The following is a 15,972-nucleotide window of genomic DNA, read 5'->3' on the forward strand; positions in this document are numbered from 1 at the left end:
TCAACCGGAGCTTGCCATGATTCGACCAACTCAGCCTGAAGATAAACCTGCAATTCTGGCCATTGCCGCAGCCATTGGGTTTCAGCCAGACGAAATAGAGACCCTGGGAGAAATGCTGGCGGACCACTTCAACGGCAATAGCGAACTGTGGTTTACCGACGATGATCAGGGTCCAGTAGGAGTGGCTTACTGCGCCCCCGAACGGATGACCACCGGAACCTGGAACCTGCTGTTTATAGCGATTCACCCGAAGAGACAGGGGCAAGACCGAGGCACCGCCCTGATTCACCATGTCGAGCAGACCCTGACCGCCCAAGACGTGCGTTTGCTCCTAGTCGAAACATCCGGTGTTCCTGACTTTGAACCCACTTGCCAGTTCTATCGCCACTGCGGTTACGAAGAAGAAGCCAGAATTCGTGAATTCTATGATGCAGGGGATGACAAAATCGTGTTTCGCAAGGCCCTTAAGACCGTGAACTAGGACAGCACTTAGGCCACATCAATCACAACCTTGCCGATAAGTTGGCCGCTATCCAGAGCATCATGGGCTTGAGCCGTTTCAGCTAAGGGATAGTGGGCTGCAATCTTAGCCCGAAGGGCACCGTCAACCATAGCCCGATTAATATCTCTGGCCGCTGCGGTATGGGCTTCCTCATCCATGGCATAGACCAACACCGTTCGCAGGGCTGCATTCTTGTAGAGCAAATCGTAGAAGGGAATCGTGACCTGGGGAGCATTTCCCGACTCGTAAGCCGCAATCACCCCATTGCGAGCCACAAGCTTGGCGTTGATATCCATATTGGCCGCCAGAGCCACATCGACAATCCGGTCACACCCCCGTTTGCCGACTAATTCTTGCACCCTCGTGACGATATCCTCTTGGCGATAATTGAGCACATGATCGGCACCGTATTGGGTTGCAGTCTCAGCCTTCTCCTCATTGCTCACCGTGGCAATCGTTTGGGCACCTCCCCATTTAGCCAGCTGAATGGCATACATTCCCACTGCCCCCGCACCGCCATGAATCAGAATCGTTTTGCCCGCAATGGGACCGTCACTAAAGATCGAAAAGTGAGCCGTCATCGCTGGTACACCCAAACTGGCCCCTGCTGCAAAGCCGAAAGACTCCGGTAGCGGCACGGCTTTATGGGTCGGCACCACTACAGAGTCCGCTGCAGTTCCCCAGGCAGAACCTCTTTGGGCTTCATATATCCAGACCCGTTCTCCGACTCGTGAGGTTGGAATCCCCTCTCCCACTGCCTCAATGATGCCTGCTCCATCATTATGGGGGAATCGTTCGAGGATAGGGTTGCTTCAGCCCCCATCCAGCCGCTACGAAATTTAGTATCTGAAGGATTCACCCCAGAAGCGTGGACTCGAACAAGGACTTCACCAGGGCCAGGTTGGGGCTGCTCAATGTCGCCATATTGCAAAACGGCGGCTGCCTCTCCCGGTTCCTCGTACCAAATCGCCTTCATATCATCTCTTGACCTTGACTTTGATGCTCTATTGAGATTGATTTTAATGAATAAAGACTCAATAAATCGGTGTAAATGTGCATTTTTGCCGGAATAATTCTATTTACTTGATGTTATAAATCGAGGGAAATTATATCATCCCCATGACAATATCACTTTTGCTTTATGAACCTAAGGAGAGAGATTTTGTTGTGTTGCTTAATGTTACTAATTGACTCTAGAAGATAAAGAATTTTCAGGTAATTTCCCATAGGGTGAAGGGTTTGGATGGAGAATTTTAACTAGCGCCTCGATAAGAATATGACCTCCGATTCTCAAACCCCTCCCTCTTCGCCTCCAGACCCATCACAGCCAGGGCAAGATAACCCTCAAACTCAGCCCAACCCGCAACAACAAATCCTAGATGCATTGCCCGTTGTGGTGTGGCAAGCAGATAGCCAAGGAAACCTTATTTCCCTGAGTGCTCGGTGGCAGACTTTGACCGGATACTCTCCCCAACTGTCCCTGGGAGAAGCATTTTGGAACAAGGTTGCCGAACAAGACGATGAGGACAGTCGGCAACAGTGGCAAAGATCTTGCCAACAACAGCAGCCCTTTACCCTTCATCTTAATTTGGTGCGACGATGCGGTACGGTTAGCCGAGTGCTAGTGATGGGGGAGCCGCTACAAGATGAGCAATCCCCGCAGATCGGCTGGGTGGGGACGATGCAGTCAGTAGAAGCGGTAGCAACGGTTCCCCCTGAGTTGGATTATGGTCAGCAATTTTTGGCAGCCGTTTTAGATAATCTTTCCAATGGCATTGTGGCCTGTGATTCCCAAGGCGTCTTGACCCTAACCAACCGTGCCACCCAAGAAATCCATCAAAGACCCTTTCGTCGAATGCCGGCAGAACAATGGGCGGATTACTATCATTTGTATCGAACGGACGGCATTACCCCCCTCGAACGGGATGCGAACCCTTTGTATCAAGCGCTGTTAGGGGAGTCGGTGCAAAATGTCGAGGTTGTGATCAAGCCTGAAGACGGACCACCCCATACGGTGTTGGCGAGTGGAGATCCCATCGTGGCCCAAGATGGTCAGACTTTGGGAGCCGTGGTTGTTCTCCAGGATATAACTGAACGCAAACAAGCTGAGCGGGAACTACAAGAAAGCGAAGAGCGCTGGCAATTGGCGTTGCAAGGGGCTGGAGACGGTATTTTTGACTGGAGTCTCATCACCAATAAAGCGTTTCTCTCCCTGCCCTGGAAGCAGACCCTAGGTTACGAAGAACATGAGGTGGAGAACAGCTTTGAAGGCTGGCGGTCCTTGGTGCACCCAGATGATTTAGAGCATGCAGCGGCGGCTCTGGAAGCCCATTTTAAGCAAAAGGAGCATCTGTATCGATCTGAATTTCGGATGCGATGTAAGGATGGCAGCTATAAGTGGATTTTGTCTCGGGCGCAAACCCAACGGGATAAGAATGGACAACCTATTCGCATGTTGGGGTTGCACCAGGATATTACCCGTCAAAAGCAGGCAGAACAAAAGCTCGCCGAAATAAACCAAGCGTTAGAATCTCGTGTCAACACCCAAGACTCCCAGTTGACAGCAGCCAATCACCAGAACGAAGCGTTAGTGGTCCAAGAACAGACGGCTCGCCAGCAGGTCAAGGATGCCCAAGCAGAAACTGAACTCTACGAAAAAATTATCAAAAGTATTCAAGTCGGTTTCCTCGTTTGGCATTCTCAAAATTTAACCTCCATCGACGCCTTTGAGCTGCTTGTGGCTAATCCAGCAGCAGAGCGGTTGTTAGAGGTGGAACTCCAGGACAAAATCGGTGATTCAATGGGTTCCATTTTTCCAGATTATGTCCAAAATCATCCCAATGACCTCTTAGCACTCTTGCAAGTGATGCGGAGTCAGCAACCCCGCACCTTGGGCAATGCCAGTATTTTGCTACCGACAGGGGCAACACGAGTTCTGTGCTTGCGGGCCTTTCCCTTGCCAGATGCTTGTGTCGGCATTGCATTTGAACCCACAGCCGATTCCTGGGTGGAGGGGTGAAGGTTTAGATTTCTACTTCTTTCAGAAGAGGCTGAGAAGAGGCGAACTCCTGCTCTCGCCGGACGTGATGCCTGGAAGAATTTCTTAGCCTAAGAACGGGACGCATTGCGATGAAATATTTTTTTTAACCACCGCTTGCCAAGGTCTGGCAACGGCTGGAGGGGAGCGTTACCAGCCGTTGAGGATGCTGTTTGAGGATTGGGTTGAGAAGATTCCTGCTGACGGATAGGGTCAAGCAGTGCGGTGGCGTAAGGGGCCGGTCGAATCTGGGAACCAAAACGATTGGTATAGACTTTGGTCAGCTCTGCGCCAAAAAAGAAAATTTGAGCTGAGTAGTTGACCCATAATAAAACGACGGCCAGGGAGCCTGCTGCGCCATAGGTGGAACTGAGACTGTTTCTGCTCAGGTACAAACTAATCAAGAATTTACCCACAGAAAAGAGTAGAGAGGTGAGGAACGACCCAATCCAGACATCACTCCACTGGATATCGACATCCGGCAAATATTTATAGATTAAGGCGACGATAAACGTGATGATGCTTAAGGAAAATACTGCATCCAAGAGTCGCCCCACATAGAGCCAAGAGCTGAGGTAGTTGCTGGCACTGTTACCCACCGTCGTCAGCCATGTACTCAGTCCTAAGATCAAGATTAAGATCACCCCGACACCGAGAACCATCACAAAGGCATAGAGTCGATCCCGCACAAATCCTTTCCAGCCTCGATCTGGGGCGGGCTGAATTTTCCAGATGGAATTCAAGGCATCTTTGAGGTTGGTAAAGAGTCCGGTGGATCCGACAAATAGTAAAACCAGACTCCCTAGGGTATCTCTAATCCCAGATCCTTGTAGGTAGGTTCCCCGCACCATCACCCGAATAATAGCTGCACCATCGGGTCCTAACCATTCTGTGAATTTTGCCATGACTTGCCCCTGGACGGTGCTTTGGTTAAATGCCAAACTTGCGATCGCAATCACAATCACTAAAACAGGAGCCAGGGAAAAAGCGGTGTAGTAGGCCAAGGCTGCTGCCAGCCTAGAGGCTTTATCTCGTTGCCACTCTAGCCCGGTCACCTTAAGCAACCAAAATACGCTATCAAAGGGCATGCTGTGTTTCCTGCGAGAGTTGACGACAGTTAGAGCAAGGGAAGGCCGGAGCCAAATGGTTATCCCTGGGGACGGGGGGGGCTGAGCTTACCTGGGCAAGAACATTTTTCAGATTGGCTGCCAAGTCACCACACCCATAATTCCCAAAATCAGAACTATCCTCATACCTAAGAGCCACTGGGTATGGCCCTGAATCTGCCGCCGCCTTTGGAGGGGAGGTTCCAGGTTTTGAGCCATCCATGTGACGATTGCTGTCCGGTTCACTTCGATGACATGGGGGGAAGACTAACAGCCAGACTCCAGGCGCTAACGCCCATTCATCCCCGGCAGATTGGAAGAAAACCGTCCCTGATTCTTTGGATGTTTGGCAGGGGTAACTTCCATTGCTACCACAGTCGGCCTTTAAGCCTCTTGCCCCCGCTTATCCCGACGAACTGCAGGAGAACCCACCGATACGCAGCAATCTGAAGCGCATCCTGGAAAAGGTTGAAGCGAATTGAGGATTATTTGGGTTGGGCGGGGGGCTAGGGTTTGGGGTCGTTCAGTTCTTGCTGTGATCGAACATTTGCTCGGGTAGGACGCGGCGGAGGATATCGCCTTCATGTTCTTGTCCCTTGAGCATCCGATTCCAGTAGACCCAGGGCAAAACATGTCGCTTTAATAACCACATACTGGTGCGTTCTTTGGTCGAATCTACGGGGAAACTGGGATAAGGTTGAGCCTCATAATCAAACTCCGCCAGGATCGTTTTGTCATATCCGGTGATTAACGGGCAACAGCTATAGCCATTGTATTGACCCGTGAGTGGGGTTTGATTCATCTGGGCCAGCAAATTCTGCACCAATACCGGGGCTTCTCTGCGAATGGCGGCTGCGGTTTTGGATGTGGGCAAGGAAGAGGCATCCCCCAAACTAAAAATATTCGGATATTGATGATGTTGGGTGGTGTATTTATCCACATCAACCCAGCCTCCAGGACCTTCCACCGCCAGAGGACTATTTTTGATCACATCTGGGGCACTCATGGGGGGTGCCACATGAAGCATGTCATAGGGCATGGAGATCGTTTCTGTCTCTGTATCTTGACTCACCTCAAAGATGGCAACTTTCTCATCTGAACGAATTTCTTTCAAATTATGCTTGGTTTTTAGATCAATGCCCTTACGATCCACAACGTTCATCAACGCTGGCACAAATGCATCGACCCCAAAGATTTTTCCGGTTGCCGTGCAATAGCTGATCTGGCTTTTCTGTCGTACTCCCCTGCGGCCAAAGGCTTCTTCCGCTAGATACATGATTTTTTGGGGCGCTCCTGCACACTTAATGGGGGTTGCAGGATAGGTGAAAATGGCGTTGCCTCCTTGGAATTGTTGGATGGTTTCCCAGGTATAGGCGGCACCTCCGATGGCATAGTTGCTGCATACCCCGCCCTTGCCAAGTGCCTCTTGCAGCCCTTTGACCTGATCCCAATTGATCTGAATCCCAGGGCAAACCACCAGGTAGTCATAGGTGACTTGTGTGCCTTGTTGGGTATGTAGGCGATTATGTTCAGGATCGAACTGGTCTACCGTATCTTGAAGCCAGGTTGCTTCCGGTGGAATCAGTTTTTGCTGAGGTTGAACGGTGGCTTCAAAGGGAATGCAGCCACCCCCAACTAGGGTCCAACCCGGTTGGTAATAGTGCTGATCAGAGGGTTCAATAATGAGGATATCGAGGGACCGCAGATGCTGTAGTAACTGGGCTGCAACCGTAATGCCTGCAGAACCACCCCCCACAATCACGATTTGATGGGAAATGGAGGGTTGACTGGTCGTTTCTGCAGTGGTTTGGATCGCCGTCATCGTGTTATGTCCCTGAGATAGCCATCGTGGCCATTATCCGGGATAAATTCTGCTGAGTTGCGAGAGCTACCTAATGTTTTCCATATCTCTATTTGGGGCGAATCCTGGTTTAGCCTAGGTATCTGATATATTCGAGAGCAGTGTCTTGACTCGTTATTTTCTGTAGAGAATCAGCAGAAGTAAGTTAGTCTGACAATATTTTTGTCATCTTCATTGTTAAAAAAATACAGTTCTCAATCACTCCATCAGCGTTGCCAATTTGAGGCTATCTGAACCATTCAACTATCGTCGAGCATAGCGAATGATGAACTATTCAGCAGATGAGATTTATCGAGCAGCTAGAGCAATCCAACCCTATCTGGTGGACCTCCTGAATGCTCCCAATGCTCAGCGGTTAGAGAGGAAGTTGGAAGGGTTACTGTCTGAGGCTTCACTCAAGCAAGGGAGTCATACTGAACTCTCCCAGCTTTTATCTGAGCATGAATCAACTCGGGACTGGCTTCGGCTATATCTAGAAGAAAGCTATCCTGCTGAAGATATTCTCAAAGCCCTGAGAATTTATTACCCTCTTTCAGGGCTAGAGCATTCCGTTGAAAGTCCTCGGTATGTCTGCCCAGTCGAAAACTGTAATCAGGATTGGTATCGCCAGAGTCGAGAAGCAGAAATTCCGGTTTGTCCCGTTCATGGCTTAAAACTCATAATTGATAGCTAGGCAATCTGCCGTATTTCATACCCACCTCTGACTTGGATAACGGCTGTTTCGAGGTACAGCGGGCTTGTCGTGGCGGACGGCCATCGGCTTGAGTATGCTTCTGATCCTGCATTCAAAGGGTTGCAGACTTGCTCTAGCGTCATCAGAGCTTTTCAAATGGATTGGGCAAAAAAGAAAGTTCGATAAGGTGTTGATAAAACTTTACGTTGTGTTACATTAATTTATACAAGCATTTTTTTTACGGAGTCAAACACATGAGCACTAAGAATCCAGTTTGGGGTTTCACCAGTTATGCAGAGACTTTCAGTGGTCGTCTAGCGATGTATGGATTTTTCATCGCTTTGGTCACCGAAGTTGTAACAGGCAAAGGAATCATTGGCCAGCTTTCTGCTTGGTTCTTCGTTAATTAATTTCTATTTGACTGTCACTAATAGTCTTTAATTTCTTCTTCCTTGTTATATGGCCCCAGTTTTGAGCTGGGGCTATTTTATTGTCCCTGGGCTGGTATTGTATGTGCGATCGCATCCTCCTCCCCTGAATGATCTAAGAAAAACGATACTGTCCTCACAACAATATTGCAGTAGGCCAGTTGAAGCTACCCCACTAAACGAGGACACCCATAACCCATGACCCCACTGAATTTGGCAACCTGGGACAACCTGCTGCGGAAGTATGTCAATGACCAAGGCCAAGTCGCCTATGGCTCCTGGCAGCAAGAATCCCTCTCAGAACTCGAACAGTGGCTAACGGATGTCAGTAACGTCGATTGGCAGGAATTGGACCCAACCCAGGCAATTGCCTTTCTCCTGAATCTATACAATGCCTTGACCATCCGACAGGTGCTCTATCAATACCCCATCGACTCCATTCGGCCTAAAGTTTTAGGCATTCCCAACTGGCTAACCTTTCTACGATTTTTCACTCAAACGGTCTATACCCTGAACGATCACCCCCTTAGCCTCAATACCATTGAGCATAGGATTCTCCGCCAGCAATATCCCGAATCACGTATGCACTTTGCCTTAGTTTGTGCATCGGTAGGCTGTCCGTTGTTGAGACCAGAGGCCTATGTTCCAGATAGGCTGACCGCTCAATTGGAAGCAGACGGCGAACGGTTTATCAATAACCCCGACAAAGTCCGCTACGATGCTGCCAGCCAAACCCTGTTCTGCAGCAAAATTTTCAAATGGTATGAGACGGACTTCCTGGCAGTGGCGGACTCCATTCCTACCTATATCTCTCGCTATTCCAAAGCCCAGATGTCCACTTCAGTAACCGTGGCTTACCTACCCTATAGCTGGGATTTAAATCAATGTCAGTCTGCGTAAAGATGGCTCATTCAGCTGGGTTCAAGATCAAATATTATTAAGGACCTGAGTGACAGAGAGTTATGGAGCGCAACAACCTCGCCTTTTATGACCAACAGGCGGTTCAATGGTGGAGCGAGACGGCAACCATCTTTCCCCTAAGTAAGCTGAATCCTCTGCGGTTTGAGTATTTTGATCGCTTTATCCCCAACTGGCAGGGATTGAGGGTCTTAGATGTGGGCTGCGGTGGCGGCTATACCTGTGAATTTTTGGCCCAGCGAGGGGCAAGGGTGACTGGAATGGATCCGTCTGCCGCCTGCATTGAAGTGGCGAAGAGCCATGCAGAAGAGATGGGGCTGACCATTGATTACCATGTTGGATTAGGGGAAACCCTGCCCTTTGAAGATGATTCCTTTGACGTTGTCGTCTGTGTGGACGTGTTGGAACATGTCCAGAGTGTTATCGCCACGGTGACGGAGATTAGTCGGGTTATGCAGCCAGGAGGGCTATTCTGCTTTGACACGATTAACCGGACTTGGCAGTCTCGCTGGTTGATGATCTGGCTGCTGGAGGATGTGCTGCGGCAAATTCCCCGAGGCATTCATGACTGGCATCAGTTTGTCCCCCCCGAGGAACTGCATCATCTGCTCACCCAAGCTGAGTTTTCTCAAGTAACCCTACAGGGATTTGATCTATTTGGCCGAACGCCCCTAGCTCAAATATCCAATTTGATTCACTTTTTGAAGACGGGTGGGTTTCAGGTTCAGTTTGATCACAACACCGAAGTAATGTATATCGGTACTGCACAAATCAGTTAGAGATGTCTCGTAATCGGAAGATATTGGCTAGGAGAGATAGGGGCGCTATCTGCAATTATTCCCATTTTATTCACACAACCGATTTTGAGTTTCTGTCTAATTGACCTGAAATATATACAAAGAGAGCTTTGGCTGAGGTCCTCGACTGCCGATGTGCAAGTGGGGGAAGACGAATGTCTCAAACTGCTCAAGGATTATGTTTGTTGAAATCCATTTCTAAGATTGAGATATCTGTACTCCTAATCGAACCTCAAACTAAAAGCTGGAGTTATTTTAGTCTGCATCGTTTAAATACCATGCAGGGAAAAAATTTCAAATAAGTTAGCCTATAGTTTGAACCCGAAATGAGTTGGATGCTGGCAGGGTGTTGAGGAGGAATAGGCGGCTTACTTGGATTATTCCTGTTATTATCTCTGAACCACACAACGGCATAACTATGGGTGCATCGAGACTAGATAACTTCGAAAATGATGATGCAATAGACTGGACTACTGAGCTAGAGGACTTCTTAGACGATCTCCAAGTATCCAATGAACCAGATTGGCTATTTCCAGCAAGCTCTAACGAAACAATACTCCGCTATTACCTCAATCCCATATCAGTGATGGTTGATCCAGGTAGAAACTATCCACAGTATGAACACGACAAGCTACTGGGCTGGATATCCAATAGTGAAGGAAAGACACCCGTTCTGAATAAATTTCCGGGTGCTGAAATTATTACTAAAATTTAGAAATCCACTTCAGGCTCAGGATCTTGCTTCTTGAGTCGATGAACTCAATACTATAGGACAGGCAAACTTAACCTTTAATGGACCCAAATACCCTAGCCGTCTGGAAAAATCTAGAGACTCAGCTTGATGTTCCCTTCAGACAAAATATGGTTGATCTCGTTTTGGAGATGGCACGAGACAAAACCACAGATCCTAAGAAGATTGCCACTTGGATGGTGACGACCTCCACCTGCAATTGCTATGCCATTTTTAGGGCCGATGATCCCATGCCCTTACTTTCTCTCTACATCCAGGCACTTGAAGCTCAGTATCCTGACACTATGACGAAAATTCATGAGATATTTTCCAATGATGGTCTGGTGAATTATGTGCCTTCGTTTCTTGAATGTGACAGTTTCATTAGTCTTCTTTGGGCTGCTGGTTCGACCTTTGCTAACGGTGAATTCAAGCTGATAGATGGCGAAATCACAATTAATGGGAAAGGTCTAAAACGACTCCAATCGATTTGGGAAGAACCGACCCGAAAGATCAACAAACCATACAGATAGCCCTGGATATTTCGTTATGTAGATTTTGTCGCCTCTCCTTGCGTGATTCGCATCCACATTGGCAATTGAGTCTCACCTCCCCCTTCAATCCGATCCAATGCGGCCATCATCTCCACACGCACATCAAATTCCACTTCGTTCTCAACTGCTTGGTGTAAAGCATCAACCGCAGTTCGATCACCTTGTTCATTCAAAAATCGAGCTGCTCTCCAACGAACCAACTTTGAGGAATCTGCTAGGGCCTGACACATGGTTGACATGGCAGTACTATCCCCCAAGTCACTTAAGGCATCCCCCGCTATTCGACGCACCATAGCATTGGGGTCAGTAAGGACAACCTGACTCAATGGCTCCACAGCAACCGCCATACCACTGGCACCTAAGAGCGCCGCTGCCCAGCGACGGACTGTACTCTGTTCGTCATCAAGGACAGCTATTACAGCCGTAAACGTCTCTGGAGTTACCTCGATTTGTTGGAGGGCTTTGAGCCGATGTTTCCAGTTCGAGTGACTCAGTTCGGCTAAGAGGGTTTTCTGTGCTTCCGCTAGGTTGACTGATGCGGTTGGAGATGTATTCGTAATAGCGACAGCTTCAATCTGAGCTAGATCCTCTGGGTCAATCAGGTGGGTAATCTCTTCTGCAACCTGCACTGCTACCTCGTTGGCAAGGCCAGCTGGGGCTTGATATGGTTCCCAGTGACGCTCAGCAATATAATCGGCTTGAGTCTTCCCTATCACTCGTTGCAGAGCTTGGTTAAATCGTTCTGGCAGAGCCACCCGTGATTGTTGACCATCTGCAGCAGTCGCTCGCACTTGCACTGGAATACCACGAAACATCTGAACAGCAACCTCGACATGACCTAAGTCTGAGGGGGGAGGAGAAGGGCTGTTGCCAATCGTGGATTCCTGGGATTGTGAAACCTGAGCTAATAACTTTGAATCAGCTTCCTCTGAAACACCAATGATTTGAGCCGCCTTCGCCAAAATAGTCTGCCAATCTGCATTTCCCTTGCGAGTTAAGGTGATGAAATCCTGGATAAGAAAGACAGATTGGACGAACTCTATGGCTAATAATTGTTGAGCAACGAATGGGGCCGTTATTGGGTCTGCACCTTTCTGGAGGGTTAATGCTTTATCACTGACACATTCATTCAAGTTGAGCTTGATGCAATTTGGGCTGGGAGTGGTTTCTATAGAGAGCAGTTGCATATTCTCATCCTTAACTTATCCACTGCAAGCAACCGCAGGGTACTGCTTCGATTTCAGTAGAGGGAGCATTCAGCCTTATCCTAACTTGCTGTTACTGAGGACAGATATCAGATGCATTCGTGATCTGAGCCGTCCAAACAACCTAAGTTCCCTCAATGGCAACCCATCAGAATATATATTTGATGAGATGAAAAAAGCTCTAATGCAGATTCTGTAAGCTTTTGTTAGGGTGGAGTCCTACAAGCTTTTTCCACTCAGGTTCTCACTATGTCTGACTGCATTATTTGCTCAGGCGATCTTTTGCTGCACATCCATAAAAACCAGTTGCATTGGTATTGTGATCACTGCCGCGAACAGTTTCCCTATGATTTACCCACTCGCTATCATCGTTTCACAGTAAACCAGCCTAAACCTTTGACGATTCAGCGTTCTCTCAAGATACCAAAATACCTGAAGTCCAAGACTCGTAAAAAGAAAGTCCCTAAAACTGAAGAAATTTCGGTGAGATCGGCGACCCAACAAACCTCATAGCTTGCCCTTGTGGTGGGAGTTTAAGAATGTCGGCATCAAGTTAAATAACTCATTGGGTGAAGTGATGGAATACTTAGCGAGAGCCGTAGAATGAATTTATGATGCAAGAATTACAGCTCATAGGCGAGTGAGTCATAGAACGGGAACATTAATACTTATATTATTCAGGTATACTCTAGACGGCTAAGATATTAACTTCTTTAAAAGACTGAAACTTGAGTGATAGAAGGCTTGTTAGTTTCGCCTTGTGCTCTCCATTGCATTGATCAATGCAATGTTGAATGGCCCCTTTGAAAGAGTGAAAATCGGCATAATACTTCGAGTAGAGACATTCCTTGCGCACAAAGCGCCAAAGCCGCTCAATCAAATTCAAATGGGGTGAATAGGAGGGCAAATAGACTAACTCAATATCGACGATCTCAGCAAAGTCAGTCACCAGCTGGCATTTTTTGATATCGGGCATTGTCTAAAATGACGCTGATGGGTATGACTGGGTCGAGTAGTGCCAGCTTGGCTAGCAACAGACACATGCTATGAGAGTTGATGTAGGTGTGGTTGGTGATACTGGTGACTTCTTTGGTGACAGCGTTGAGTGCACCCAGAACATTGAATCGTTGACGGCCAGAAGGAGACGGGATGAAGATCCGACGAAGGCACCAGAGAAACCCCAGATAAGCCCGGTGAACAAAATGAGCAGCATCCACAAAAAAGACAAGACGCTCTTGGCGTTGAGCTTCCTCTAATAAGGGTTCAAGGCGAGTTTGTCGAAACTGCTCTTGCTCCTCAATTTTCTCGGGCAGACTCGACTTTCCCGGCACATACCCCACTTTTCGATAGCGACAACCAATGCGCTTGAGGAAGGCTTTGATCTGGGTTGGAGAACGCTTAATGCCTGTCAATTGTTCAATGACTGCTTGGGCTTCTGCACTGGTGCGGGGCGGGTGGTGCTCAAAGTAGGCTCTCACACTATCGCTATGAGCATTGAGTGAACTAGGTTGACCTTTGTATTCCAGGGTCTTCAGTCCTTCAATTCCGCCTTGTTGATACTGACGAAGGGTTTTAGCTAAGGTCGGACGACTAATCTGACAAAGCTGACAAATCTGGGCATGGGGAAGACCCTGACTTTTCAAGTAGAGCACTTCCATCCGTCGCTGCACCCGTGGGTGAGGATGATGATAGCGTTCGTAGTTGAGGTGTTGGATTTCCTCTGCGGTGAAATCAATTTTAATCATGCAAGTAAGAGAGTAGGTGGGGGATACTCCCAGTGTGCCAAATCTCTCCGCTACTATGTTAAGTCACAAGTCGTCTGCAGTATAACAACTCTGATCATGAGTAACGTTATTCCTCTCTTCGGTTCTTCTACGCAACAGATTAGATTGGTTAAACCTAAAGTTTTTGAAGAGGTTCAACAGGTTATTGAACAACTGAAGCACGGTCAGTTAATTATGCTAAATGTGTCTGAAGTATCTCCCTGCCTAGCCCAACGTATTATTGATGTTCTGTCTGGAAGCGTCGATATTCTATCTGGACAAGTCGTAAATGTTGGTAATGGTGTCTTTTTGTATAGCCTTTCTGATATTGAAGTGTCAGCTTTTAGAAAACATCTAGCAGCTTAAACTTTTAGATCTACATTCTCAGAGGCCATTTATAAAGTAGTTCTAAAGCTGAAAAATTGTTTTAATCAACAGCAACGTCAAAAAAGCGCATCCAAGCACAATAAGAACAGTCAACAGGGTAATGCCTAATACAAACAGAGGATTGCCTTTCTTGGGTGTTGATGACACCACTAGGTGTTGATCGACTAAAGCCATATTTCGAGTATTGGCTTTCCAGGTAAAGTCGAGGAGGTCACCGATTCCTGGCACAATGCCAACTAAAGAATCGAGCAGTATATTAATCACCATTTGCCAAACTACGTCCTTTGGCATTCCCATCTGGGCCGCTTGATAGATAATATAGGCTCCGACCGCACCCCCCCCCCACAACATCACCACTTCCCCCTGCAATCCCTAGCAGACCTAGGATAGGGGTCAAGACCAAACCGGAGTTTGGTACCAGGGATAGAGATGGAGTTGTCTAGTAAAAAGGCCAGACGATGAAGTTTCTGGACCTTGTCTGATACGGGTTGTGATTTGGAGTTTAGGGGGTTGGATTCGGACATACAATTATTTGTGTGAACTTCTTGTTCTCAGCTTTTTCTCAAAGTACTGACTCATCAATGTTGGATGGCTTGTTATCATCCTCCTGCCATAAGGCCGCACTCTTTTGCGTAATTAATACTTTTTTTCTAGTAAAATAGTACGCATGTATTGTTTATGGAGATAGAATTGGCATGGTGCAATATACCCTCAAAGAAGACCCTGAAGCAGTTATCAAAATTTCCGGGAAGGATTCAAAAAAGGCCCGGGAGAAAGCCATGACTCAACTGATGGAATTGATGGATAGTGGAAAACTTAAAACAACTCTAGAGCAAGGGTTTAGTCCTAGTGATTTTATTGAGGTACAGGAGACTATTCCGACAGAGCTTTCTCCCCAAGAAGATGAAGTTGCGCAAGCCGTGCAAATCTTGAATCTCCTAGCCACTTCAAAACTCAAGATGCAGGAGCTGCGGCAAAAGGCATTAGAAACTCGGGCAATCGTCGACTTACTCTTTTCGGATGCCCCTATTTCAGAGGAAGACGTGTTGCAGCTGAAGGAAGGGTTTAAGGTGCTGAAAAAAATTCGCTCAAGCCAATATTCAATATCGCGAAACCCGAATGCAAGCTGAATCGGCAAGAGCTACTTTGGATCATGCGTTGCAATCCAAGTAAAAACTAGACAAACTGCCACCGAGTATTTCTCCGACATTGTTGCTGTTGTGCTGGAAAGGTGATTCGCAGTGGCCCTATGGAGAAAGAACCTGACTATGGGGCAGAAGCAGAAAAAGAAGGGAATGGGTGTGCTTAAGAATTCGTTCTCTTTAGAACGCTTAAAGTGGCTAAAAAATAGGAATAAAATACTGAGAATAAGAAAATAAACCACGTTCATTTAAGTAGCCTAAACCATAACCCTTAAAGGTCTATAGACATCTAAAGAAACTCCTGCTTTCGAGCTGGACGCGGTTTATAACAAGAAATTTTTCAACTTCATAAAATCTTGGACACAGATGCAGATCACTGCAGCCTGAATCAGTATCGATAAAAATGCTGGTGAGGCCAAAAGTCGTCTGGAGATCGTTCATGAAGACTGACAATCTAAAAATTAACCAGCTTTCGACCAAATGTTATGAGTGGTATCTTTCCTACCTCGATGCCCTTGATGCACGGGATGTCGATCGATATAAGACCTTCCTCTCTGAAGATTGCGTTTTGATCATGAATAACGCAGCACCTATTGAAGGTAAAAAGGCTGTTCTAAACGGTTTATCCAGATATTGGCAGTTCTTTAGTGACTTAGAACATGATCTTCTGAATATATATGGGACTGATTCATCCTTCATGCTTGAAGCCATGAACCACTATCAACGACTGGATGGCAAGGCATTTTCCCTCCGGGCGATTGCATTAATGGATCGGAATAGTTCAGGGGATGTTACTTCTGTCCGACTTCATACGGATAATAGTTTGCTATTTGAGTAATTTGTGACTGTTTTAGATCTCAGGTGCTGTG

The 15,972-nt window shown here is 47.3% G+C and carries 19 protein-coding genes and 2 pseudogenes; 12 read left to right on the forward strand and 9 right to left on the reverse strand.

All coding sequences use genetic code 11. From position 1 onward, the window contains the following. Positions 1-16: 16 nt before the first annotated feature. A complete protein-coding gene (locus HRE53_RS22200) occupies positions 17-481 on the forward strand; it encodes an N-acetyltransferase (RefSeq protein WP_235107971.1) in 465 nt (154 codons plus the stop codon). A gap of 8 nt (positions 482-489) precedes the next feature. Here the strand turns inward: HRE53_RS22200 and HRE53_RS22205 are convergent, their stop codons facing one another. After that, positions 490-1,158, reverse strand: a complete 669-nt coding sequence (locus tag HRE53_RS22205; RefSeq protein WP_235107972.1) for an NADPH:quinone reductase — start codon at positions 1,156-1,158, stop codon at positions 490-492. A gap of 2 nt (positions 1,159-1,160) precedes the next feature. Continuing rightward, the gene (locus tag HRE53_RS22210; protein WP_235107973.1) at positions 1,161-1,478 is read right to left on the reverse strand and encodes an alcohol dehydrogenase catalytic domain-containing protein; all 318 of its coding nucleotides are present in this window, start codon (positions 1,476-1,478) and stop codon (positions 1,161-1,163) included. A 300-nt stretch (positions 1,479-1,778) separates the two neighbouring features. Between HRE53_RS22210 and HRE53_RS22215 the strand changes: the two genes are divergently transcribed. Beyond that, positions 1,779-3,521: a PAS domain S-box protein gene (locus tag HRE53_RS22215; RefSeq protein WP_235107974.1), complete on the forward strand. Its 1,743-nt coding sequence runs from the start codon at positions 1,779-1,781 to the stop codon at positions 3,519-3,521. Between the two features lie 89 nt (positions 3,522-3,610). Here the strand turns inward: HRE53_RS22215 and HRE53_RS22220 are convergent, their stop codons facing one another. The 3 genes from HRE53_RS22220 to HRE53_RS22230 form a co-directional block, all read right to left on the reverse strand. Then, entirely contained in the window at positions 3,611-4,627 is a 1,017-nt protein-coding gene (locus HRE53_RS22220; RefSeq protein WP_235107975.1) for a YihY/virulence factor BrkB family protein, read from the reverse strand. A gap of 108 nt (positions 4,628-4,735) precedes the next feature. Continuing rightward, on the reverse strand, positions 4,736-4,891 hold the full coding sequence (locus HRE53_RS22225; protein ID WP_235107976.1) for a hypothetical protein: 156 nt from the start codon (positions 4,889-4,891) through the stop codon (positions 4,736-4,738). Positions 4,892-5,168: 277 nt separating this feature from the next. Next, positions 5,169-6,467: an FAD/NAD(P)-binding oxidoreductase gene (locus tag HRE53_RS22230; RefSeq protein ID WP_235107977.1), complete on the reverse strand. Its 1,299-nt coding sequence runs from the start codon at positions 6,465-6,467 to the stop codon at positions 5,169-5,171. Positions 6,468-6,768: 301 nt separating this feature from the next. Here HRE53_RS22230 and HRE53_RS22235 point away from each other — a divergent pair, with 301 nt between their 5' ends. Next, positions 6,769-7,179, forward strand: a complete 411-nt coding sequence (locus tag HRE53_RS22235) for a hypothetical protein (RefSeq protein ID WP_235107978.1) — start codon at positions 6,769-6,771, stop codon at positions 7,177-7,179. On the opposite strand, the gene HRE53_RS34540 is transcribed toward HRE53_RS22235, so the two are convergent. Then, a complete protein-coding gene (locus HRE53_RS34540) occupies positions 7,163-7,291 on the reverse strand; it encodes a hypothetical protein (protein ID WP_255800885.1) in 129 nt (42 codons plus the stop codon). The two genes, HRE53_RS22235 and HRE53_RS34540, sit on opposite strands and share 17 nt — an antisense overlap. Positions 7,292-7,433: 142 nt before the next feature. Between HRE53_RS34540 and HRE53_RS22240 the strand changes: the two genes are divergently transcribed. From HRE53_RS22240 to HRE53_RS22260, 5 genes are all read left to right on the forward strand, one after another. Next, a complete protein-coding gene (locus HRE53_RS22240; RefSeq protein WP_212665354.1) occupies positions 7,434-7,589 on the forward strand; it encodes a high light inducible protein in 156 nt (51 codons plus the stop codon). Between the two features lie 216 nt (positions 7,590-7,805). Next, complete coding sequence (locus tag HRE53_RS22245; protein WP_235107979.1) at positions 7,806-8,507, forward strand: DUF547 domain-containing protein; 702 nt, start codon at positions 7,806-7,808, stop codon at positions 8,505-8,507. Between the two features lie 62 nt (positions 8,508-8,569). Further along, positions 8,570-9,304, forward strand: coding sequence for a bifunctional 2-polyprenyl-6-hydroxyphenol methylase/3-demethylubiquinol 3-O-methyltransferase UbiG (gene ubiG / locus HRE53_RS22250; RefSeq protein ID WP_235107980.1), 735 nt, complete (start codon positions 8,570-8,572; stop codon positions 9,302-9,304). Between the two features lie 349 nt (positions 9,305-9,653). After that, positions 9,654-10,037 (forward strand): hypothetical protein, encoded by a 384-nt coding sequence (locus HRE53_RS22255; protein WP_235107981.1) that lies wholly within the window; start codon positions 9,654-9,656, stop codon positions 10,035-10,037. 77 nt (positions 10,038-10,114) lie between these two features. Further along, positions 10,115-10,585 carry a hypothetical protein gene (locus HRE53_RS22260; protein WP_235107982.1) on the forward strand — a complete coding sequence of 157 codons (471 nt, stop codon included), beginning with the start codon at positions 10,115-10,117 and terminating at the stop codon, positions 10,583-10,585. Between the two features lie 14 nt (positions 10,586-10,599). On the opposite strand, the gene HRE53_RS22265 is transcribed toward HRE53_RS22260, so the two are convergent. After that, positions 10,600-11,793 carry a virulence factor gene (locus tag HRE53_RS22265; RefSeq protein WP_235107983.1) on the reverse strand — a complete coding sequence of 398 codons (1,194 nt, stop codon included), beginning with the start codon at positions 11,791-11,793 and terminating at the stop codon, positions 10,600-10,602. Positions 11,794-12,060: 267 nt separating this feature from the next. Between HRE53_RS22265 and HRE53_RS22270 the strand changes: the two genes are divergently transcribed. Continuing rightward, positions 12,061-12,324, forward strand: a complete 264-nt coding sequence (locus HRE53_RS22270; RefSeq protein ID WP_212665359.1) for a hypothetical protein — start codon at positions 12,061-12,063, stop codon at positions 12,322-12,324. A gap of 175 nt (positions 12,325-12,499) precedes the next feature. Here HRE53_RS22270 and HRE53_RS22275 read toward each other — a convergent pair. Further along, a pseudogene (locus HRE53_RS22275) lies at positions 12,500-13,556 on the reverse strand (IS630 family transposase). 96 nt (positions 13,557-13,652) lie between these two features. Here HRE53_RS22275 and HRE53_RS22280 point away from each other — a divergent pair. Beyond that, positions 13,653-13,940: a cell division protein SepF gene (locus HRE53_RS22280; RefSeq protein ID WP_235107984.1), complete on the forward strand. Its 288-nt coding sequence runs from the start codon at positions 13,653-13,655 to the stop codon at positions 13,938-13,940. Positions 13,941-13,982: 42 nt separating this feature from the next. On the opposite strand, the gene HRE53_RS22285 is transcribed toward HRE53_RS22280, so the two are convergent. Then, positions 13,983-14,312: a DUF4112 domain-containing protein gene (locus HRE53_RS22285; RefSeq protein WP_235107985.1), complete on the reverse strand. Its 330-nt coding sequence runs from the start codon at positions 14,310-14,312 to the stop codon at positions 13,983-13,985. A 344-nt stretch (positions 14,313-14,656) separates the two neighbouring features. Between HRE53_RS22285 and HRE53_RS22290 the strand changes: the two are divergent. After that, positions 14,657-15,134 (forward strand): annotated as a pseudogene (locus tag HRE53_RS22290) (hypothetical protein). Between the two features lie 408 nt (positions 15,135-15,542). After that, positions 15,543-15,941 (forward strand): nuclear transport factor 2 family protein, encoded by a 399-nt coding sequence (locus HRE53_RS22295; RefSeq protein WP_212665363.1) that lies wholly within the window; start codon positions 15,543-15,545, stop codon positions 15,939-15,941. Positions 15,942-15,972 lie beyond the last annotated feature (31 nt).

Origin of the sequence: Acaryochloris sp. 'Moss Beach' (genome assembly GCF_021497025.1) — a bacterium.
Lineage (GTDB): Bacteria > Cyanobacteriota > Cyanobacteriia > Thermosynechococcales > Thermosynechococcaceae > Acaryochloris > Acaryochloris marina_A.